This window comes from Deltaproteobacteria bacterium (assembly GCA_018668695.1).
Classification (GTDB): Bacteria; Myxococcota; XYA12-FULL-58-9; order XYA12-FULL-58-9; family JABJBS01; genus JABJBS01.
On sequence record JABJBS010000383.1, the window covers coordinates 63,729 to 84,956 of the forward strand.

Consider the following 21,228-nt stretch of genomic DNA (forward strand, 5'->3'; position numbering starts at 1 on the left):
ATTTAGATTACTTATAAAAATAACTCCAAAGTCACTTCGGAGCAAATATTAGCTATTTTATATTCTAAGCTTCCGGTACATATTTCCAAACTTCCACGCGAAACCAGACACCTTCTGACTCCATTGTGGCAGCCCCAATGGGCTGACAGTGTGGAATATCCACCGTTAACTCGATTCCTTCTGTGATCGTAGGAAGGCTCAGCAGGCTCTTTGGCGCGAGCTTTCCTTTGATCAATCCGCCCACTTGGTTGGCCAGTTCGCCAACCGCATCGTGAACATCTTCAGCTTCAACTTCGTCTGTTTCCATTCCGAAAATATGGCCTGCCGACATTTTAGCCAATCTATTTTCGAAATCTAGCGTTACGCCGCCCTTCCAAGTGCCTTCTAGCAAAATGGAACCAATGGTTGCGCGACCCTGTGGACGATCATCGCCTCCACGGTCAGCTTTCAATATCAAACCAAATCCTAGCATCGGGGCCCAAACTTGCTGGGTAATCCGAAAGATCTCTTCAGCTGAAATACTATCCATGAGTCTTCACCAAACTTAACTCGTTTGAGTTGAACTCTTGAATATTAATTGCCCAGCTAAATGTAGCTTTGGTTTGAACATGCGAAAACAACTTTTGCTTCTCCCCCTTGGCAACTTCCGCCAGACATTAGATCGACTATCGCCGATTCGAGTGCCGATCAACGGCCAGCGGAATTTCGTTCTCTACCCCGCTGAAACAGTCTCTAATTTCCTGCCTCTGAATTAGCTTCGCCTGTTTGCCGATTAAATGCAAATCCCCTGATACCATAGGCTTAAGCGATACCCGGGATGGCGCTAAATCTAAGGACTATTGGCCACGATCGTGGCTCCTTGATTCACGAGGTATTTCACCAACTCTGTATGCGATCCTGCAATTGCGGTGACCAAAACGGTGAATCCACCCTCATCTTGCGCATTGATATTTGCTCCTGAGCCCAGCAATCTTTTTACACTTTTTAGGTCTCCGGATTCAGCGGCCGCCAAAAGAAGTTCGTTCTGACCGAGTCCTTCACCAAAAAGTCTTTTCGATTCATCATTATTTTTTGGCTTTTCTAAGCCTGTTTCGGCTCCTTGTTTGACCAAAAAATCAACGATCGCGACATTGTAGTTGGCCATTGCATTCACAAGCACACGAAAACCGTATTCATCAGCAGCGTTTACATCTGCGCCAGCTTCGACGAGTGATTTTACTGCTGCGATATCGCTAGCAAGAACCGCCTCGATCAGTGGAACCGGCTCTGTAGCCGCAGGGGCCACAGAGGCCACAGAGGCCTTTGGTACGGCTTGTGGTTGAGCCACGGGTACAGCGGAGCCGGAACAGGCTGTCAGGCTCAGTGACAGTGTCAGCAGAGCTCTCATGATCTTTGAATCAAGCATACTTTCCCCCTTGTAAGAGCAGCTCAAGCTAGCTCGGCGCCATGGGGGAGTCAAACAATGTGGAGGGGACGGGAATCAGGAATTAGAAGCGGCTGCGAATAGCCCAAAGATCCGGAAAGAGCGGCGTAAAAAGGGTTTTACGCAGGTATTCTGCACCCGCTGAGCCGCCGGTACCTATTTTGGCGCCGATGGTACGCTCGACCATCTTAACGTGCCGGTAGCGCCATTCTTGAACACCCTCATCAATGTCGACCATGAGTTCACAAATAAGGGTAATCACCGGAGCATTCTTGTAAACCTCGAGCAAAGCATCCTGGATTTTTTCGTCTGGATGAATAGAATCTTCTCTTGGATATGGTTTTTCGGGCATTGGGATCCCGTGCCCTTTATCGCGCAGATACTGCAGAAAAGTCTCGTATAAGCTTGGCTTATCCATGCGCTCTTCAATGCGGCGACGCTGCTCAGAGCCCTCTGGATGGGTCTTTAAAAGCGCTGCACTTCTCTTGCCCAGAGCACATTCAAATTCTCGAAACTGCGCCGATTGAAAGCCGCTGGAGGTCGATAATCGATCTCTAAAAGATTCGAAGCTCATAGGCGTCATCGTTTCAAGGATATCAATTTGAGACACCATCGTTTTTAAGATGGTGCGCATTCGCTTCATCGTATGCAGTGCAGTCGGGGTTTCACCTTGGGCGAGTTTGACCGCTAAATAGTCGATCTCGTGCAACATTTGTTTGAACCAAAGTTCATAAACTTGGTGAATGATGATGAAAAGAAGCTCATCGTGTTCGGGCCCGTCTGAGAGCTCATTTTGAAGTTTTAGGAGCTCGTTAACCTGAAGGTAACTCGTATAGGTGACTTCCATTTTTTGATTCCTTGATCCGGGCAATTATTCTGAACACCACTTGCGGATCATGCGAACCAAAACTTCCTTATTGGCAGGGAGGCTAATGATGTCGCTCATGCCTGCTTTTAAACAAGATTGTGCTTCCACTTTTTGGGTGTCACCGGTCATACCGATGACGGGAACATTGCCACTTGTGCGACTTAAGGTCAGCAGGGCATCCAAACTTTTTCCAGCCAGGGAGTCGATAGCTAGCAAAATGAGATCGAAGCTCACTTTAGAAATCTCGTTGACCGCCTCGGCCATGGAGCAAGAGGGGACCACTTGAGTGCCGAGTTGGCTTAAAAGCTTTAAACTTTGTGCTTCCGTGGTGGGATTGTCATCAATAAGGAGAATTTTTTTATTTTTGAAAAGTTCTTCTCGGGCGCTGTGCCTTGTGATGATCGGATTTTGCCCGCTTTGCGGTTCGGTGCCGAAAATAGTGCATAGAACGTCACGCATCGCCCCGCGGGGAACTGGTTTCGGCAAATATCCTTCAAATCCGATCGATTGGCAGAGCCTAGCGGAGCCAGGGCTTGCTTCAGAAGTAAGGACGACCAAGTGAATGCCACGAAAAGAGGGGTGGCTCGTAAACTGCCGCATCGCTTCGGGTGCTTCAAGATCGGGCCGCATCATATCAATCAGAGCCACTTCGGGTTTATTTTCTGTCTTTGATAGGTGCCCGAGTGCCTCTGTTACCGAGCTAAAAGCCAGCGGCTTCATACCCCACTCCTTCAGAGTGCGGGAGGTAATGGAGAGAGCGACCCGGTTATCGTCGATTAGAATTGCAGTGCGTCCCTCAAGCTCGGTTGAGCGAATCGGTGGATGAGCCCGGTGGGCTATGGACGCCTTGTCGAGGTTGATTTGGAAACAAAAAGTACTGCCTTCTCCTACCGTGCTGTCCACCCACATTTGGCCGCCCATTTGTTCGACTAAGTTCTTGGAGATAGCCAGCCCCAAGCCGGTTCCTCCAAACTTTCGGGTGGTTGAACCGTCAGCTTGCCTAAAGGACTCGAAAATAACGGACTGTTGATCTTCGGCGATTCCAATCCCGGTATCTTCAACCGCAAATTGGATGGCAATGGTCTCGTCGTTTTCTTCTTCGACACAGGTGCGAAGAATAATATGGCCCTCGGCGGTAAACTTAGCGGCATTGTCCACAAGGTTCATCAGGATTTGACGAACACGGGTCGGATCGCCCGAGACAGTGCTGGGGATGTTTTCAATATCAACGATAAATTCTACAGGGCTGTCTTTAAAGCGTCGTTTGATAATGTCACAAACATCAAAGAGCATCAGCTCGAGGTCAAAATCGATATTATCCAGAGCCAAGCTCTGGCTTTCAACCTTGGAGAGGTCGAGAATCTGGTCGATGATCCCCATGAGGTTATCTGCTGAATGTTTAATAAATTCAACGGACTCCAGATGCTCGGGGCTGAGGTCTTCATCGTCTACGAGGATATCCACAAAGCCAAGGATGCCGTTCATCGGCGTGCGAATCTCGTGGCTCATATTGGCCAAAAACTCACTTTTGATGCGGTTGGCTGCCACCAGCTCATCACGTGCCGCTTGGATCTCACGGGTGCGGCTTTGCACCATGCTCTCGAGCTCCTCACGTTGCATCTCGGCGAAACGGGCCAAGCTCCATTTGCGGGTGAGTGAAATGGCAAGCTGGCTCACCTCAACATTATCGAACGGTTTTTTAAGAATCAGAAGCCTGTCTGTATGACCGAGGCGTTCAATGATCTCTCCCCAGGAGTAATCTGCAAAAGCCGTACAGATGACAACTTGAATATTGGGATCGACTTTCCAAAGGTGCTCGATGGTTTTTAAGCCGTCCCAGCCAGGTGGCATGCGCATGTCTACAAACGCAACGGCAAATGGTTTACCGTTTTCCATGGCTTGCTGGGCCTTTTGAAGCCCTTCGGCTCCTTGGCTTGCGAAGGTTAATTCAAAGCCTGCTCCCATGGATTGGGCATCGCCGGAATTATCCTCACCAAAGAGGCTCGCTTCGAGATCTTCGAGTTCCCCAGCATGGTCCTCGGCGGAGAGAATTTTACGAAAATCCTCATGAATTGCCTCGTTGTCATCAACGACAAGGATTCTGCTGTTATCGTTTTCATCAGCTCTAAGCATTGTGGTCACCTGCAAAGACTAATGGCATTTCAAGAATAAAGGTAGCCCCTTTGCCCTCTCCTGCGCTGGATGCCGTTAAAGAGCCCCCCATTTCGGTAGCCGCGATGGCCCCTGTGTGGAGTCCGAAACCGTGCCCGGTTTTTTTCGTGGTAAATCCGTGGGCGAAAATACGGGTTAAGTTGTCTTCTGAAATCCCGGTTCCAGTGTCTTCTACTGTCACCTGCACATTCGGACCTTCCACTCGGTGGATAGCAATGAAAAGCTTTTTTGTACTTTCAGGGTTTTCGGTGATTGCTTCGCATGCGTTTTTCACCAAATTCACAAGAATTTGGAGCACTTTCTGCTTCTCAAGCATAATTGTAGGGAGGAGCAACTCACCTGTTCTGACGATCTGAACTTGGCCTCGGTCGATGGCCAATCGGTTAATGTGAACGGCGTCTTCCACAAGCTCTTGGAGTGAGAGTGATTCTGCTACGCCCGCAACTTTTGCGTACGATTGCTGGAGTCCGACGATATCTTTGATGTGGGCAATGTTTTTGGTCAGTGTTTGCATCTCACCAAGCAAAAGCTCGCGCTCGTCGTCGACCTTGTCCGCCAAGAGGCCAAGGTAGCGGGGGAGCTGTTTGCCACGTGAGTCGTTTGTTAAGAAGTTGCCGATATCTTCGTCATTCTCTTTGAGCATGTTGGTCACTTTACGCAGCCCCATGGCTTGAGAGGTGCGGACTTTGTCGGCTACGAGCGTTGCGGAGACGTTGACGCTGTTGAGCACATTTCCAACGTTATGAAGAACTCCGGTGGCCACTTCTGCCATACCCGCTTGGCGTGAGGTCTCAAGCAGTTGGGCCTGCATTTCTGTGAGCTGAGCTTGCGCTTTTTTACGTTCCTGGATTTCGTTGGTGAGGTTATCGTTTGCCTTTTTAAGGGCAATCGCCTGCATCTCAAGGCTTGCGATGTTGCTTTCGATAGCGGCCTGGTGGTTTTTCAAGTTGGCAGCCATCGTATTCATGGCTTCACCTAAGGTGTCGTATTCTGATGCGAGCGCGACCTTCACGGAGAGATCACCGGCTGCGATATCTTCGGCAAGACGCACTTTATTATTAAGGTTATCGGCAAACTCATCCATGGCCCGAGCCATTCGGCCAATTTCATCGTTGGTATCAATGCGCAGTCTTCTCTCGAGACGGCCGCGCCCTAAATCCTCAAGCATCCGAACGGTTCTCGCGAGCGGTCGTGTGATAAGCCGATTAATTGCCAGCTGCATGATGACACTTGAAGCAGCGATGGCGATCACAAAGGCCAAGAGGTTCAGCCTTTGACCCTGCTCTGTATCTTTGACGACGGCTTTTAAGCCTTGCTTAAGTTCTTTTGAGAAGACGTCGGCTAGGTTGACGAGCTCTTTGAGAAGAACTTGTTGTTCTTGCCTCAGATTCCCCATTTGTTTGCCGATGCTGGGATCGTTGAGCGTTCCGGCGGCGCTTGCGGCGTAGACTTCGTTGGCCGTTCGGGTAAACGCGGCGAGTTTGCGACTGAAGTTATGCACCTCTGCAACATTGTCCATATTCAAGTTTACAAGTTGAGTGAGCTGCTCCAGCGAGTCACGTACCCGTTCCCCGTACTCTTGAGCGCGCTCGACTTGGCTGGGTTCGCCAAGAACGACGGCATTTTCATAAAGCTTTAACTGGTTTTCAAATGCCGACAAAGCTTGTTGACTGTAGCGAGTGGCTGGAAAAAGTGTGTCGGTGGTGTCTTCAAGCAAGCGAATATTTTCGATACCCACGACCACGCTCAAAACCATCGAGAAAAGATACCCGAGAATGATGATGCTGGTGGAAAGTAAAATCTTTCCATTGATCTGTAAGGCTATTCGCACCGAGCTCCCCTTAGCTTCCGCTGATGGTCATGTCTTGAATTCGAATAGAGGGAGCGCGGGTAGAGCCTTTGACCATGAGATCATTACCGACGCAATCTACGTTTTGCAGCATCTCTAAGAGGTTACCGGCAATGGTGACTTCTTGAACAGCATGCACAATTTCTCCGTTTTCAACCCATAGACCATTGGCGCCCCGCGAGTACTCTCCGGTAATCGCATTAAGCCCGCGTCCCAGACCTCGGGTGAGGATGAGGGCTCGAGGTACCGAACTTAGCATTTCTTTGAGCGAGGTTTGCCCGGGCTCAATACAGAAATTATAGGTACCGATTGACGGCATGCCGGTAGCTCCTCGCCGGCCATTTGCAGTTGAGCTGACGCCGACCTTACGAGCAGTGTAACTGTCATAGAGAAAAGTTGTCAGTTTTCCGCGGTCTAAGATGCGTTTCGGGTAAGTGGGTAGCCCCTCGCCATCAAATGGGGTGCTCGCAAGCCCGCGATAAACGTGAGGATCGTCAATCATGGTGATATCCGGCGAGGCGATTTGCTCACCCAGTTTATCTCCCAAAAATGAGGCCTTTTTGTAGACAAGATCACCATTGATGGCGCCGATAAGGCCACCGAGCAAACCCGCGGCAATCATTGGTTCAAAAATAACCGCGGCCTTTTGAGTGGCTACCGGTTTAGCTCCAAGCATACGCGCAGCCCGGGCGGCAGCGTTTTGGCCAATGGATTCCATACTTTCAAGATCTTCAAGATGCGCCCGCGAATCATACCAAACTTCTGTTTGAAGTTGACCATCGGCTTCTGCAATGGGGTTGCACCACGCGCTGATCCCAGTTCCCCGAGTTGTTCGAATGGTGCCGGTTGAGGTTTGCAGCGCAGACCATGATTCGCCAGAGGCAATGCCGCTGTCGCGAAACTTTTGAACCCTTGAATCGGTATCTCGGGCCGCTTGTTCCAGGGTATGGGCCATCCGAATTTTTTCGTCTGTAGATAAAGCGGCGATTGAAGGATCGTAGGGATCAAATTGGCTACCAGCATCAAGGGTACCTGACTCGGCGCGAGCAATATCGTTAAATTCGTCTTCCTCAACCTCATGGGCCATGGCAACCGTTCGTTCAACGAGCGCTTGAAGGCTCGATTTTCTGAAATCGCTGGTGGTGCAAAACCCAAGTTTTTTTCCGACGAAAACACGCAGCCCAACAGCTTTGGCCGTGGCCTGAGTGAGCGTACCGATTTTTCCGCTTTCGACTTTAACCTCAAAGTCGGTTCCGTAAGAGGCCATGCTGTCGGCCAGATCGACCCCAGCAGTTTTCGCGAGCTTTAAAAGCTCAGACGTAACTTCCAGAAGGGGCTCATGACTTAACTCGTTTTGTTCCATTGTGCAGTATCCCCTTTACCTATTGGCTTATGCCGGTGCCGCCAACCGTGACGTCGTCCATGCGAATGGTTGGCATACCCACGCCCACAGGTACTGTTTGACCATCTTTTCCGCAGCTTCCAATACCAGGATCCAGCTCTGGGTTGTTGCCCACCATGGATACGTTCTTCATGGCTTCAGGGCCGACGCCGATGAGCGTGGCATTTTTCACTGGCGCTGTGATGCGCCCGTTTTCAATCAGGTAACCTTCGCGGACTTCAAAGACAAAGTTTCCGTTGGAGATATCGACCTGCCCGCCACCAAAAGATGCGCAGTAGAGGCCATTTTGAACGCTTTGAATAATCTCTTCGTGAGTATGGGGACCCGGTGCCATGTAGGTATTGGTCATGCGGGGCATGGGTGCGCACTTGTAGTTTTGTCGCCGCCCACTGCCGGTGGATTCAATTCCCATAATACTGCCTGAGAGTTTATCGACCATATACCCCTTAAGAATGCCGTTTTCGATAAGTACTTTTTCTTTCGCGACGGTGCCTTCGTCGTCAACGTTGAGTGAACCGCGCCGATTCATAAGCTCGCCGTTGTCGATGACCGTCACAAGATCTGAGGCGACCTGTTCTCCGAGCTGCCCGGCATAAAGAGATGTCGCTTTGTGAATAAAGTCTGCTTCAAGTCCGTGACCCACAGCTTCATGCAAGAAAACGCCGCTCCAGCCAGGGCTCAGTACAACGGTTTGAGGACCGGCCGGTGCAGCTCCCGCCCCTATTTGGGAGATCGCCATACGGGCTGCTTCGGTGGCGACCATCTCGGGATTGAAATCAGTGAAAAAGTCAAAACCCACACGTCCGCCGCCGCCATGGCTTCCAGTGTGTCGCTCGCCCTTTTCATCAATGACCATCGCCATAAAACTCAGCCGGCACATCGTGCGCCGGTCGTCGACGAGTGTTCCGTCACTTGTGGCGATGAGGATATCTTTGGTGCTGTCGGAGAAGCTTCCCATCACCTGGGTGATACGAGGGTCGTACGCGTGGGCCACTTCGTCGCCGCGTTTAAGTAAGGCGACTTTTTCTGCTGGCGCAATGCTGTCGGGGGCTACGTTGATGGGGTAACGGTTTGGGACAGGACACGCTTTGATTTGAATCGGGCCAGGGCTTCCGCCTTCTTTGGCAATTGAAGCGGCGACCTCTGCGGTTTTTTTCAAAGCGGCAGGGTCTAGGTCATCGCAGTAGGCGTAACCAACTTCTGTGCCGGCGATGACTCGAATTCCAACCCCCATGGATACGCTATGGGCCGTGGCTCGAATTTTTTTCTCTTCCAATGAAACGCTGCTGGCAGTGGTTCGTTCCACGTAGATATCGGCTGCGCTTGCTCCACGTCCCATGGCGATGCTGAGCAGTTCTTCGAGAAGGGATACCGGAACGGACTGTGTGAGCTGTGTTTGCATAGTTATCTAGGGATAGCAGCAAAAACAGCGTAGGCAAACACCTGAAAAATCACGAAAAAAAGGGGATTGATTACGATGATGGAGCACTGGTGATTTCGCTTAAAATTTGCTCACACAACTGGGCGTTCCAAAGAATGCTCAAATGACCTGAGCCGCCGAGGCTACTGACGCGTTGACCGAAGCAGGCTGACTCTGCGGGAATGATTTGGCTGTCGAGTGGGCTGTGGAATGTAAGCACGCAGTCGCCAGGTTCGTGATTTAAAGCCTGGAGCAAGGGTGAACCCGGTTGGAGCTGAAAGCCAAGCTGACCCGGCATAAAAACCGCAAGACGGGTTCCGTGGTGCGGCGTAGCGACGGTGAAAGTTGCTTGGCAATAGCGCCCAGGACTTTGGGATGGTCCGAGGCGTGCAGCGAGCCCGGCGATACCGTGGGCGACGAGGTAAGGTTTTTCTCCGCCAATCAGGCTGCTGAAGCGTTCGAGTTCTTCACATAAGTTGTCGGCCATACGGTCAATAGCCCCACGTGAAAAAGCAACGGGTAGGATGTAGACATTACGTGCGCCTTTTGCCCGGAGGGATTTGTAAAGCCCGTACATCGGTCCTCCCCAGCCCCACAATGTGCCGCTGACCAAGCAAATGGGCGGTCCTCCATTGGGGTCGAACTCTCTTCTTTTGTGCATGATGATGGCCCATGGGCACAGTGCCACGGCTACCAGCGTTGCTAAGAAGTTTCCAAGAGCGGCTTCGGCATAATCTCTAATAATGGAGGGGCCTGCGGTGCGCCCACTGCTTACGCTATCGAAGTGGTGAATCGCGGCGGCCAAGACTTCGCCAATAACTAAGACCGTTGAGATAAACTGTAAAAGAAATAGGATCATATACTTTATTTAGCGACCGCGACTGCACATGAATGACGGATAACCGTGACTCGAATTTGACCCGGGAAAACCATTTCATCCTCAAGGTCGCGAGCAACGTCTTCAGCCAGTGGATGCAGCTCTTCGTCGGGAACGTATCGCATTTTGGTGTTTTTATTGCCGCTCTCTGGGTTTTCTTCACGGCCGGGCACCATGATGCGAACTTCGCGGCCAGCATGCATTACATCCACCCTTTCAACTTCAGGGTGGCGGCTTGCGATATCTTGAATTTGTCGAACCCTATCGAGGTAGAGCGTGATGGTCTCTCGCCGCGCACCAGGTCGCGCTCCGCTGATCGCGTCGGCGGCCGTGACGATAAAGGCGTAGGGCGTCTCCATGGGTTCGTCGTTGTGGTGCGAGCCAATGGCATTGCTGACCCATTCATTTTCTCGGCATCTTCGTGCAACTTCGGCTCCTAGGACGGCGTGGGAACCTTCCCGTTCGTGAGTCATCGCTTTACCGATGTCGTGTAAAAGACCGGCCCGTCTTGCCAATTGAACATCGAGTCCCATTTCCTGAGCCAGCATGCCTGAGAGGTAAGCAACCTCAACGGCATGTTTAAGCTGGTTTTGACTGTAGCTTAAACGGAACTTGAGTCTTCCCACGAGGGCCATAATGTCTGGATGAGCTTCTTTGAGCCCGAGCTCTTTAAAGGCTTTGCGAGCAGCATTTTTAAGTTCGCGGTCAATCTCTTCGTTGGTACGTTTACAGATTGTTCGAACCTTGTTGGATGCCGAGATGCTTTTGTTGGAAAGCTGCCTCAAAACACGCCGACCGATTTCACGCCCTAGAGGGTCGTCGCCACGAACAAGTAGAGAGTTCTCCAGCTTGCCTTCTTCAAGTGTGAAGTCGATGTGCTCGTGCAGGATTTTTCGAGCATCGCTCTCTGGATCTGCGAAGATAATTTTTGTTTTAGGATTAGGGAACGGGATGATATTTTGAATTCTTTCAAGGTGACCTGAAACGGAAATTCGTTCCATCATTCTCCCCATAAGCTGGCGGGCATTGAAGGTAGCGTTTTGCTCTTGCTCATCGCGGCTCTTCGTTAAAAACCGTTTTGCTCGCCACTTAGCTTCGTCTTTGCGCTCTTGGACACATTCTTTGAGCAAGGCCTTTTGTAAAGCGCCGGAGCGCTCTTCGAGCAATGCCAGCTCTTTAGCTTCCGCAGCTACAGCTTGCTGAACGAGATTTTCAAGTTGGGCTTGCTGGCTCTTTAAGTTGGTTTCGCGGCCTTGAATGACTTGTTGATCTTCACGAGATCTTTGGAGCCGCTGGGCTTGGCGTTCCAGCCGGTTTTTCAGAGCTGTTTCACGCTTCTCTACAATCGAGGTGTTTTCTTCACTTTCGTTGTTTAGCTGAATCTGGAGCAGCGTCTTACGAGCAGTAGCATCCCGCTGCGCTTTTTCTTCTGAAGCTTTTTGAAGCGCGCGGGTTTCATTTTTGAGGCGGTCCATGTCTCGTTGAATCTGAGTACGCTTCTGGTTGTAACGTAAATGGAGCAGGAAGGCGCTTAAGAGCGCGGCGCCTCCTCCAAAGATACATATGTTCCAAAAGCTTAGATTAATCATCGCGTGATAGCCTAAATAAGAGTCTACCATTGAGAATACGACTGGTAAGAGACTTTACCAACTAGAAGATCGATTTTTAAGGAAATGGCGTTTTTGATGGCTGGGCGAAGTTTATTCTTCGTCCCATCGAAAAAGCGAAACATAGAGCATTTGATCGTCGTTGTGGGTCGCAATATTGAGCTGGGGCCATGTGCTTAAGCAAGCTTCCGGCAATTCGGCTTCTTCAAGAACCATGGGCTGCTCAAGGGTGACGCCCGCGGGCAGCAAAACCTTGGTCGAACCGGCAATCATGTTGGCCAGCTCGCCAAATGTGTCATGAACCGCATCTTCACCAAGCATGCTGTCGTCAACTTCGTACATAATGGATGCAGCTTCTCGGGCCAGTGATTCTTGGCAGCTCAGGAGGAGACCACCTTGCCATGTGCCGGTTGCTTCCATCCAGGCGCAGAGAAATTCACTGTTGATATCGTCTCGTGACGAGCCATCCGCACTGCGTTCGAGATCAAGGGACACGACTGTCGACCAGACCGAGCGGACAATGTCGAATAAGTCGTTATCGTTTACGGACATACCTTGATTCATCCCAATTCTTTAGCCACCAACCAGCCTACTGCGCCGCATAGGTGCCATATTGACTAGCGGGTGTATACCGCTATCGTATTCTATACCAGCAATCCCGACAAAAAATGCACGTAGTGCGCAGCTTTCCTAAACCAAGTGCCTAGAAAACCTAAAAATTTTAGCCAGTTGTCCGTTTTTGTTCTTCTGCATTGATGCCGATCTTATTAAAAAATAGGCCTTCCACGGTTTTCTTGGAAATATCCCATAAAAGCTCGCGGTCGGTGTTGTTTGAAAATAGCCCTAAATCCACTTTGAAGGCTCCTTTATCGGCTCTGCCGCCCCCATAAAACTCACCATGGGGACCTTTACCAAGAAGCTCTTTGATGAATCGGTCGGGTTCAACCACATTACTGGTTGTCCGCAGCGAGCCATCTATAAATTGATTGTTGACGATCCCGTAGCAAAGGACCGTGTCGATTCCTTCTCGCTGCAGTAAGTAATCGGCTGCTTGGCCGATGCTGTCGCGGTCTTCTTCCCTCACAAAGCCAGCGCCGGCGATCATGAACGTGTCGGCGATCACCTTGTTGGCAAAGCAGCGCTGAGTGATTTCCATCGTTCGCGGCGAGATGCTTTGCATTGAAATCGACATCAAAAGCTCGTGGTCAGCGTAGGGTGCTAGATACGAGGCAGCTCGGTAGTCAATTTCGCGTGCCAGGAGGTAATCGTCGGTATCGCTTCGGATTCCGTAAAGCAGAGCACTGGCAAGTTTTGCACAGGCTGGGTTTTCTCTGTCGAAGATCGCCAGACCTTCCATGAAGTATTCTGCATAAATTGAGCAGGTTGAACCGCAATCTTCACGAACATCCACGAATTCCGCTTCGGTTTCGATCTGGAGCTTATGGTGGTCGACAATGGATATGACGGGCAGGTTCTCAAGGCGTCCCGGAAGCTGAAAGAGCTGGGAGTCTACGATCACAACGCCATCAAAGTTGTCTGGATCGAGTTTGGCCTCATACCGAACCATTTCAATCGCAAGCTTCTTCACCAGCGCCCGGTTCTCTTGATGCGAAATATCATCGAAGTAGAGGATAATCGTTTCAATGTCGTAGTTCTGGCAAAGAAAAGCGTGTGCCATTGCGCTGCCAATGCTGTCGGGATCCGGAAAACCACGAATGGCAATGATGTGCTTTTGACCAGCACACTTTTTCAGCACATCGGCAAGTCCGGGGCGCGACGTTTCCGGCAGTACTTCTTCTGGATTACTTGAAGTCATGGAGAAATCTTAAGGGTTTCCGGAGATGCCAACAAGCGGCAGAAGAATGTATTTACTCTGAGCGTGACCTCTGACCCAAGTATGTTAGGGTATGTCCTCTGCATACCTAGCGAGGAATGATGCCCCAATTATCAGAATTATCGATTGCTCAACTCTCTAAGCTCCTGGAGCAAAATAAACTAGGAGAGGTGGAGATCGCTGAACTTAAAGGGGATTCTCGTCAGGGCGCCCGTAAGTTGGCTGCGGCGGCGATCCGGAAAAAAGAACAGGACACCCAAGAGCAAGAGCGCTTGGTTCAAATGACTAACTTCGAGCGTAAGCTTTGGAAGGGCGGCATTCTCCATGTAGCGGGCGTGGATGAAGTGGGAGCTGGGCCCTTGGCTGGGCCGGTGGTCGCAGCTGCTGTGGTGCTACCCCCTGAGGTCCTCATCCCCTATGTGAATGACTCAAAAAAGCTGAGCGCAAAACGCCGGGAAACCTTGGAGCAAGAGATCAAAGAGTTGGCCGTAAGCTATTCGCTTGGTTTTTGCTCACCCGCTGAAATCGATGACCTCAATATTTATCAAGCCTCTCGCGAAGCAATGCGCCGGGCTGTCAGCGGCTTGAATATTAAGCCAGATTATCTCTTGGTCGATGCACGCTCGGTGCCGGGCATTGGTGTGGAGCAACTTGCAATCAAGGGCGGTGACGCCAAAAGCCAAACCATTGCGGCGGCGAGTATTTTGGCGAAAGTGTATCGCGATGAACTTATGCATGAATATGCGAAGGAGTACCCGGGCTATGGTTTCGAAAACCACGCAGGCTATCCGACCAAAGTGCATGTGGAAGCTTTAAAGCGTTTAGGCCCAACACCTATTCATCGGCAGACGTTTGGTCCTGTTCGCGATTGCTTGCTTTAAACTGTCGAACGATTCGGACCACGGCTTTGATTGCGGCGCCGGTTCCTACCACCAGGCCGAATAGAAAGAGCCAGGGTTTGGTTCCGAAATGCCTGTCTGCGTAATGACCTGCCAAAGTTGAACCGCCAATACACACGGCCATCTCAACACCGACACTTGAATAACGTCCCGCAAGACGCCACATCCGTTGTCGCTCAGTCAGTCCTTTATTTTTCTGGCCCATACCTAATCCTTTAGATTTCGTTCGCACGGCGTCGGTATATCAAGAGAAATGGGATAACAAGCGCGAGGGCGGAAATAGGCGTGCTTTGGCAGCCGCCGCCGCCAATGGATTCAGGGGCCCGTTCAGTACCGGTAACTTGAGGGGTGGGGCTTGGGCTTTGGATTTGAACAACCTCAAAACTTACGGCAAGTTCAGTGCGGTTGGTCCGCGCGCTAGAATCCTTCGCTATAATCGTGGCGTAGGCTTTGTACCCAGCACTGAGATCTGTGGCATCGAAAATCAGGGTTTGAGGCGCCGGGTCAAAACTTAAATGAGCATTGAGCCCAACGACCTCGAGATCGATATTGTCACCCTCGGGGTCGGCGGCATTGATCCGAACCGCCACACTGGTTCCTTCTTCGGCCTTTATGTGAGCAGGTTGCAACGAATCGTCTTCACCTGAGAGTGAAAGTATAGGGGCGTCGTTGAGGGTAAAGCGCAGGACTCGGCTAAACCCCCGGTCGGCGATAAAGATAAGCTTTCCGTCCGGGGTTACAGCAACTCCCGATGGCGCATTGACGCTGCGGTTGTCGGCTCTGTAGGCGCCGGAGCCGGGGTGGAAATTACTGCCTAAGGTATGAGTGGCTCGTGCCATGCCACTGGTTGGATCCGCGATATGAGGCGTTGGAAAATAGAGGACGCGGCTGTTGCCTGCATCAATGGCCCAGAGCCCGGGCTCCTCGCCGCCCGTGAGAGCAAAGTCCCCGACTTCAACAAATCTTGAATAGGCATCATCGCCTGCGCCGGCAAATGATGCATTGCTGAGCATATTGGGTTGGCCGATGACCAGATCGGCAATCACTGACTCAAGCCGAGCCGATTCGTCGGCACCGGTAAGGTGGGCCGTTGGATCTTGAAACATCAGAATGCGATTGTTGCCGCGGTCGCCTACCCAAAGGTTTCCAAACTCATCGGTCGCAAGATTCTTTACGTCGCAGATTGTATCGGGGCCTGTTGTGTCATTTTGATTGCAGACGTTGACGGGAAGAGATACGCCGTCGAAGTCTTGCCCAATGACATGGACCGGTAAATAGATTGAATCAGGCGCGCCATCTTCCGTGGCCAGATTACGCAAATCGTAGATTTGGATTCGGTTGGCCAAAATATCGTTTTCATTGTCTCCGGATGCGGCAAAGACAAAGTTGCCGTGAATCGCGAGGCCGTGAAAAGTTTGTCTAATACCAAGCGGGCCTTCAGGGTTACGTCCAATAATCGCTATGGGGGCCGTACCTGAATTGTAAGAATCATAAACAACGATCCTCTGGTTGTTGAAATCGCAAACTGCTACCCGATTGGATATGGGATCAACATCGATGCAGGTGGGGTAGTTAAAACCCTCTCCATCTTCATTGTTGGTGCCTTGATTCGAAGCATAGTCAAAAAGAGTAGCTTGGCCTCGTAAAGTTTCCGCATCTGCCATAGCGCCATTGGCAGCTCTATCGGCGAGGGTGTGAACGACCACGCGATGAGCGCCAGAGTCGGTTGTAAGTAGGTGGGAACTTTGACCGTTGGAAACCAGGGCCACATCGTTTGGAGCAATGATAGAGCGGCCGTCCACTCGGTTACGATGAGTGTGGGTATAATCAACCTGACCAATCACTTGTTGTGCGGTGAAGATCTCTTCGGCTTCTTCCTCGAGGTTCGCAATACTGGTCTGAAAGCGAACAACTCTATGATTGTTTTGGTCGGCCACCCAAAGTTCGTCACCACTCCAGGCAAGATCTCTTGGAGAGTGAAGTCCCCATTGTGATGGGTTGCCCAGTTGCTCTGGATCGGGGTGGTAATTGGGGCCTCCGGCAAGAGCTGGGTCAACTGCGCCGAGACTCAAATCGGCATGGCCAAGGTAACGTTGGAAGTCTGGATGCACAGTGACATCATAAGGCTCAACTTGAAGGCCGTCTCGGCGTGTATCGATATAATACACAGGGCGCGGCACAGGCACGACACGGTGAGTGGAGAACTCCGCAATAAAAGCCTCATCGCGTTCTTCCCCGTTAACGATTCCGCCCACACCGTCAATGGCGCTGATATCGGAAAAGCCTTGAAGAACATGGGTCCAATTGGCCTGAGTGGGGTCACTGTCTAAGGGTTCTAAGAAGCCTGTGGTTTCGTCGATGATGGCAGCATAAACCCCGGTAGCGCAGGCAACGGTGAAATAATTTTGAAGTCTTACAAAGCCTCGGATGCCGCTGTCCCCGTTGCAGGGCGAGGGGACATCTCCTTGGCGCAGTGCAGGAGCGTCGAGGTGATCGGTTGCATAAAAATGAATGGTCTCATCACTTGTGCTGGGACCACCACTGACAACAAAGCGATCAGGAGCAATCGACCCTATAGCGCTGACTTCTTGAGGGAGGTCGAGGAGTTCATACTCATGAGACGAGTCGTGAATAAACGGGTTATCGTACACAAAGATCCGCCAAATACCGCTGTCATCGCTAGCAATATAAAGTCGGTCAGAGGCATCTGTAGCCATGCGCCGGGGCGCAAGCTTGAGGTTGGAGTCAATTCCCTCGAAGTCTTTAGATAAGAAATCGAGTTGCCCAATAACCAAGCTGGCCTCGTCCGGAATGACTCCGGTTTGACCTGCAGCATAACCCAGCACGCGGTTGTTGTTATGATCTGCGACGAGCAAATGCGCACCAAGTCGGGTTACGGCCATCGGTACATTAAGGCTGTGCCCATCGAGAACCGGCGACGTATTTCGGTAAAAGTCCAGCTGACCCAAAACGCCGTCGGCAGGCATGTAATTTCTAAGATTAAGTGCTTGAGACCGCGATGAAGCATTGTGCTCAATTCCGCCGATTGGTGCACTGCAGGCGGTGAGGGCGCTGAGGCAAATTGCCGAAGTGATTTTACGGAGCATCAGAGAGCCTCCCCGTTGTCAAAGAGTCCGGTGCATTGAGGGTCCCCGTTTGCAAAATCAGGGTTAGCACTGCCATTGCTTAGAAACTCGGGTTCGAAGTCGATGAGGCCATCTCCATCGTTGTCGATGCCATCGGAGCACTGCGAGGGAGAGCCTTCGTTGCGGCCTCTTAGCCCATCTATATTGGAGTCAGCACGATGGGCGCAGGCTGCGTCCGCGGGGTAATCCGTGGTACCATCTCCGTCATTATCGATCCCATCCGAACATTGCGGTTTGGTTGATTCGAAAAGGTCTACGGCACTTAAGCAACCAGGGTCGGGAGGGATCTCTCCGGGAAGATCGTATACTGAGTCGTTGTTAAAATCGACTCCAGCAAAATCAGCTCGGCCATCCCCGTCGTTATCGATTCCGTCGGCGCAAACAGGATCGGGGCTCTCGACCCCAAGTCCAGCATCGCAAGCGGGGTCGCCAGGGCTGGTTTGCGTGGTGTAGTCGATGAGACCATCTCCATCGTTATCAACGCCATCTGAACATTCGCCATCGGGCGCTTCATCAGGGTCTGATTCGCTCTCGCAATCGGGGTCACTTGGGTAGTCGGCAGCTCCGTCGCCATCGTTATCGATGCCATCGGAGCAGGCCGGCAAAACTCCATCGGTTTCATCGGTGTCTTGAGCACTCTCACACCCTGGATCAAGAGGGGTATTGGCAACGCCGTCACCATTGGTGTCGAGTCCGCCAACGTCGATGAGGCCATCTCCGTCGTTGTCGATACCGTCGGAGCATGCTGCGTTGATTTCGTTATCGTCGGTAAGGCTTTCGCATCCAGGGTCTTGTGGGTAATCCACTGTGCCATCTCGGTCGTTGTCGATTCCGTCGCCGCAAGCAAAGCTTCGTTCACGGTCCTGGTAAAGTGACATACAATCAGGATCGTTAGGAAAGTCAGTAAAGCTGTCTCCGTCATTGTCGAGCCCGTCGAAACATTCTGGGTTGTTTTCGGTGGTGTCAAAAGGGCCGTCGCATCCAGGGTCTTGTGGGTAATCGATGTTGCCGTCGCCGTCGTTGTCGCGGCCGTCAGCACAGGGTGGGTCGATGTTCTCGGCACGGCCTGAGGCCATACCGCCGCATCCTGGATCTGTTAGATGATCGATAAAACCATCGCCATCGTTGTCGATTCCGTCCGAGCACTGCGGGTTGGTTTCTGTCATGGCATGGGGTGTGTATTGGCCTAAGTGATTTTGGCAACCAGGATCATCTTGATCGATGCGCCCATCACCATCGTCATCTTTGCGGTTGGCGCAGATGGGGTCAGCGGCTTCGTAGGCACCGCGCTGGCTCTGACTGCAGGCAGGGTCGCTTACTTGCAACCCATCTAATGGATCTTGGCAGCGTGCAGGTATGTCGGTGAGCCGCTGGCAAGCTGGGTCAAAAGTATCGACCAACCCGTCGCCATCGTTATCAATGCCGTCTGAGCATTCACTGTTAAGCCCTGAGCAACCTTGAAGCATTGCAAAGAAAATAAAAAATACGAGTCTAGGAGTCTCGGCGTGTTTCATATTTCGTTCCACGTGGAGAGGGGGTTAAAGGTAGATATGGAAGCCGAGGATACCTGATCCGACGACGTTCAATCCGCCATTGGTTGTGCCGAGTACGAAAGCAGAACCACCTTGATAAGTGTAGGTGGCACTCAAACCGTAGCCCCCTTGTAAGCTGATATTGGGAAACCCGAGGGCTCCGAGAAAAAGCTCTGCGCCAATGAATGCGCTTGAGTGAATATCAAAGCGTGCAGGTAAATTTTCAGCGGGAGCATCGGCCCCTTCGCCGCCCTGGGTAGCATCGGTTGCGCGAAGGCCCAAACCCAGCCGGGTGAAGACGACAGCATAATGATAGCTTGCCAAGGCGTAAACTCCGCCTACTTCTGCTCCGAGGCGCCAGGCCTCTCCGTTGCCACTTGAGATCGCAACATCAAAGCCCACATCAAGGCCCCAGGTATCGGAGAACCAGTACCTCAATCCAAGAGGAGCAAAGTCGGTGAAGTAGCCGATGCCAAGATGCCCAACAACTCCATCGAGCGGAGAGATCAAAGTCGCGGGTTTCAGAGTTGGTGTTTGATTTAAAGCGATGGTTTCAGGGGCAGAAGTTTGGGGCGTTACCGCGGCTTGGCCATCATCTTGGGCCAATGCAGTTGCACCGCAAAGCGTGCTGAAAATAATCGCCATGAAGGTAATGGCACTGCGCATTCTCACATGCTCCTTGCTGAAATGGGTAAAAGCAGAAAAGCACTGCCGACCCAGGGATTGCAACTATTTCACAATCAATCGGTTGAGCTGCAGGGGCTAAAAATTACAATTGCGCGGCATCTGCCCGCTGCGGCCTATGTTGAGAAAGAGTTTGGTACTGAGTTTATCGAAGACGTTCGCACTCGATAGCAAGTGAGCGCACAATTTCGCAGCACTCGGGATTTTGTTTGTTGCGCTTTTTACGAGCGCTTAATTCAACTTCTTCGATTGTACATTGCGTGTGTGGGAAATTACTTTTGCGCTCAATCCCCATGACTGCCCGCAACAGAAACCCACCCCCGTCACTTTGCCAGGCACCGGGAACGCTTGTTTGGTAAACCTTGTGCTGTGGGTTTTCCTTTTCGTATGCCTTTTGGACAAGTCGGCGAAGATTACGCCTGCCTTTGATTTTTGGGAACTCCCGTTCGGAGAGCTCGACGGCAAGTGCTTGCTCACACAAGGTGGCGACACTTGCTAGGCTGTGACGCCCAAGCCCCTTGACCACGACTTCGAATGTGTCGTCCTGACTGGCTGGTAAAAGCTCGATGCTCCGCCTGGTAGCCCAGCGGCAACTGGCGAGGTCGATATCTCGGTACACGCCGTAATACTCGTCGAATCGGGCTTTACGAAAGGCTCGCTTCAAAATGCTGAGAGGCTCGCGCAATGCAATCGTGACTCGGCCGTATTCTTGAGCCGTTTCAATCGTGGGAAGCCAGAGTTTACGGAGATTTTCCAGCTTCGGGTGGCGCAAAAGTCTGTTTTTCAGCGTGGCCAGTCGGGCTGAAGGGTTTCGCCCTTTGTTGACCAGGATTGTTAAGGCCTGGTGCAAATCTTGGTCGAATGCTCGCTCGGTCGCTCCTTGAGGAACGGGTGGAAGCCAAAACGGACCGATATTACGTCCCACTGCTGCCCGGGTGCGGGGCGCTTCCAGCAAGGGCTCGGGGTGGTTAAGTTGGTGGCTGCCGGCGTCGACGGACTTGTGTTGACCTTTTACATTTCTTTTTGGGGATGTCTTTAAGTTCCACGCAACCGCCGGCTCCTGATCTTGCGTTCGCTCCCAAACAAGCGAAACTGCTGGGAATTTCTCTGGTTGAGAGGGTGCTTCCGGGCGCGAAGGTTGCCGCTTGGGTCCCGGCAGGTCGATCAAACTACGGATATTACCGGGCTTGGCTACACAGCTGGTCGCAAAGACAGAGAGACCCAGGAGGTAGATGTATGTAAAATAACGATGTTCCCGCACAACCCGCTGAGTGTTCCATGCTTACCCGAAATGCTCAAGGTCTTCCTTGGGGCTAAAGCCCAATAATCACAATTGTATGCGATCACGGCCAAAATTGGTTAACCCACTATGCCTAAAAGGAAATTACCCATCTTTGGTCGTTAAAAGTTACTTCGAGTCCACATTATGAACGTTTCGAAGCTCACAGACTTGACGCCCTGCGTACAACACATGTAGGAAGCCAGCGCTCTCGGATTTATAACGGATTTTAGCAA

17 protein-coding genes are annotated in these 21,228 nt (G+C 51.5%); 1 reads left to right on the top strand and 16 read right to left on the bottom strand.

All coding sequences use genetic code 11. From position 1 onward, the window contains the following. Positions 1 to 64: 64 nt before the first annotated feature. The 11 genes from HOK28_22590 to HOK28_22640 all read right to left on the bottom strand — a co-directional run bounded on the left by HOK28_22590 (position 65) and on the right by HOK28_22640 (position 13,434). Entirely contained in the window at positions 65 to 529 is a 465-nt protein-coding gene (locus HOK28_22590) for a hypothetical protein (GenBank protein ID MBT6435897.1), read from the bottom strand. Positions 530 to 829: 300 nt separating this feature from the next. After that, positions 830 to 1,405: an ankyrin repeat domain-containing protein gene (locus HOK28_22595; protein MBT6435898.1), complete on the bottom strand. Its 576-nt coding sequence runs from the start codon at positions 1,403 to 1,405 to the stop codon at positions 830 to 832. A gap of 82 nt (positions 1,406 to 1,487) precedes the next feature. Then, complete coding sequence (locus HOK28_22600; GenBank protein MBT6435899.1) at positions 1,488 to 2,270, bottom strand: tryptophan 2,3-dioxygenase; 783 nt, start codon at positions 2,268 to 2,270, stop codon at positions 1,488 to 1,490. 24 nt (positions 2,271 to 2,294) lie between these two features. Beyond that, positions 2,295 to 4,424 carry a response regulator gene (locus HOK28_22605; GenBank protein MBT6435900.1) on the bottom strand — a complete coding sequence of 710 codons (2,130 nt, stop codon included), beginning with the start codon at positions 4,422 to 4,424 and terminating at the stop codon, positions 2,295 to 2,297. Then, the gene (locus HOK28_22610; GenBank protein ID MBT6435901.1) at positions 4,417 to 6,294 is read right to left on the bottom strand and encodes a HAMP domain-containing protein; all 1,878 of its coding nucleotides are present in this window, start codon (positions 6,292 to 6,294) and stop codon (positions 4,417 to 4,419) included. Before HOK28_22610 ends, HOK28_22605 begins: the two co-directional genes overlap by 8 nt. A gap of 10 nt (positions 6,295 to 6,304) precedes the next feature. Beyond that, positions 6,305 to 7,675 (bottom strand): TldD/PmbA family protein, encoded by a 1,371-nt coding sequence (locus HOK28_22615; protein MBT6435902.1) that lies wholly within the window; start codon positions 7,673 to 7,675, stop codon positions 6,305 to 6,307. A gap of 19 nt (positions 7,676 to 7,694) precedes the next feature. Then, on the bottom strand, positions 7,695 to 9,116 hold the full coding sequence (gene tldD, locus HOK28_22620) for a metalloprotease TldD (GenBank protein MBT6435903.1): 1,422 nt from the start codon (positions 9,114 to 9,116) through the stop codon (positions 7,695 to 7,697). 70 nt (positions 9,117 to 9,186) lie between these two features. Then, positions 9,187 to 9,993: a hypothetical protein gene (locus tag HOK28_22625; GenBank protein ID MBT6435904.1), complete on the bottom strand. Its 807-nt coding sequence runs from the start codon at positions 9,991 to 9,993 to the stop codon at positions 9,187 to 9,189. A gap of 5 nt (positions 9,994 to 9,998) precedes the next feature. Further along, entirely contained in the window at positions 9,999 to 11,600 is a 1,602-nt protein-coding gene (locus tag HOK28_22630) for an HDIG domain-containing protein (GenBank protein ID MBT6435905.1), read from the bottom strand. A gap of 111 nt (positions 11,601 to 11,711) precedes the next feature. Beyond that, entirely contained in the window at positions 11,712 to 12,182 is a 471-nt protein-coding gene (locus HOK28_22635) for a chemotaxis protein CheX (protein MBT6435906.1), read from the bottom strand. Between the two features lie 157 nt (positions 12,183 to 12,339). Next, complete coding sequence (locus HOK28_22640; protein ID MBT6435907.1) at positions 12,340 to 13,434, bottom strand: hypothetical protein; 1,095 nt, start codon at positions 13,432 to 13,434, stop codon at positions 12,340 to 12,342. Between the two features lie 119 nt (positions 13,435 to 13,553). On the opposite strand from HOK28_22640, the gene HOK28_22645 reads away from it, so the two are divergent. Continuing rightward, a complete protein-coding gene (locus HOK28_22645) occupies positions 13,554 to 14,333 on the top strand; it encodes a ribonuclease HII (GenBank protein ID MBT6435908.1) in 780 nt (259 codons plus the stop codon). On the opposite strand, the gene HOK28_22650 is transcribed toward HOK28_22645, so the two are convergent. The 5 genes from HOK28_22650 to HOK28_22670 all read right to left on the bottom strand — a co-directional run bounded on the left by HOK28_22650 (position 14,287) and on the right by HOK28_22670 (position 20,974). Continuing rightward, complete coding sequence (locus HOK28_22650) at positions 14,287 to 14,556, bottom strand: AtpZ/AtpI family protein (GenBank protein MBT6435909.1); 270 nt, start codon at positions 14,554 to 14,556, stop codon at positions 14,287 to 14,289. The two genes, HOK28_22645 and HOK28_22650, sit on opposite strands and share 47 nt — an antisense overlap. A 10-nt stretch (positions 14,557 to 14,566) precedes the next feature. Then, positions 14,567 to 17,458 (bottom strand): hypothetical protein, encoded by a 2,892-nt coding sequence (locus HOK28_22655; protein ID MBT6435910.1) that lies wholly within the window; start codon positions 17,456 to 17,458, stop codon positions 14,567 to 14,569. Then, a complete protein-coding gene (locus HOK28_22660) occupies positions 17,458 to 19,011 on the bottom strand; it encodes a hypothetical protein (GenBank protein MBT6435911.1) in 1,554 nt (517 codons plus the stop codon). Before HOK28_22660 ends, HOK28_22655 begins: the two co-directional genes overlap by 1 nt. A gap of 24 nt (positions 19,012 to 19,035) precedes the next feature. Further along, positions 19,036 to 19,695, bottom strand: coding sequence for a hypothetical protein (locus HOK28_22665; GenBank protein ID MBT6435912.1), 660 nt, complete (start codon positions 19,693 to 19,695; stop codon positions 19,036 to 19,038). 163 nt (positions 19,696 to 19,858) lie between these two features. Next, entirely contained in the window at positions 19,859 to 20,974 is a 1,116-nt protein-coding gene (locus HOK28_22670) for a hypothetical protein (GenBank protein ID MBT6435913.1), read from the bottom strand. Between the last annotated feature and the right edge of the window lie 254 nt (positions 20,975 to 21,228).

Excerpts from the sequence above, each read along its gene's own strand:
- HOK28_22590 (MBT6435897.1), bottom strand. The coding sequence starts at position 529 with ATGGATAGTATTTCAGCTGAAGAGATCTTTCGGATTACCCAGCAAGTT.
- HOK28_22595 (MBT6435898.1), bottom strand. The coding sequence starts at position 1,405 with ATGCTTGATTCAAAGATCATGAGAGCTCTGCTGACACTGTCACTGAGC.
- HOK28_22600 (MBT6435899.1), bottom strand. The coding sequence starts at position 2,270 with ATGGAAGTCACCTATACGAGTTACCTTCAGGTTAACGAGCTCCTAAAA.
- HOK28_22605 (MBT6435900.1), bottom strand. The coding sequence starts at position 4,424 with ATGCTTAGAGCTGATGAAAACGATAACAGCAGAATCCTTGTCGTTGAT.
- HOK28_22615 (MBT6435902.1), bottom strand. The coding sequence starts at position 7,675 with ATGGAACAAAACGAGTTAAGTCATGAGCCCCTTCTGGAAGTTACGTCT.
- tldD (MBT6435903.1), bottom strand. The coding sequence starts at position 9,116 with ATGCAAACACAGCTCACACAGTCCGTTCCGGTATCCCTTCTCGAAGAA.
- HOK28_22625 (MBT6435904.1), bottom strand. The coding sequence starts at position 9,993 with ATGATCCTATTTCTTTTACAGTTTATCTCAACGGTCTTAGTTATTGGC.
- HOK28_22630 (MBT6435905.1), bottom strand. The coding sequence starts at position 11,600 with ATGATTAATCTAAGCTTTTGGAACATATGTATCTTTGGAGGAGGCGCC.
- HOK28_22635 (MBT6435906.1), bottom strand. The coding sequence starts at position 12,182 with ATGAATCAAGGTATGTCCGTAAACGATAACGACTTATTCGACATTGTC.
- HOK28_22640 (MBT6435907.1), bottom strand. The coding sequence starts at position 13,434 with ATGACTTCAAGTAATCCAGAAGAAGTACTGCCGGAAACGTCGCGCCCC.
- HOK28_22645 (MBT6435908.1), top strand. The coding sequence starts at position 13,554 with ATGCCCCAATTATCAGAATTATCGATTGCTCAACTCTCTAAGCTCCTG.
- HOK28_22650 (MBT6435909.1), bottom strand. The coding sequence starts at position 14,556 with ATGGGCCAGAAAAATAAAGGACTGACTGAGCGACAACGGATGTGGCGT.
- HOK28_22655 (MBT6435910.1), bottom strand. The coding sequence starts at position 17,458 with ATGCTCCGTAAAATCACTTCGGCAATTTGCCTCAGCGCCCTCACCGCC.
- HOK28_22660 (MBT6435911.1), bottom strand. The coding sequence starts at position 19,011 with ATGAAACACGCCGAGACTCCTAGACTCGTATTTTTTATTTTCTTTGCA.
- HOK28_22665 (MBT6435912.1), bottom strand. The coding sequence starts at position 19,695 with ATGCGCAGTGCCATTACCTTCATGGCGATTATTTTCAGCACGCTTTGC.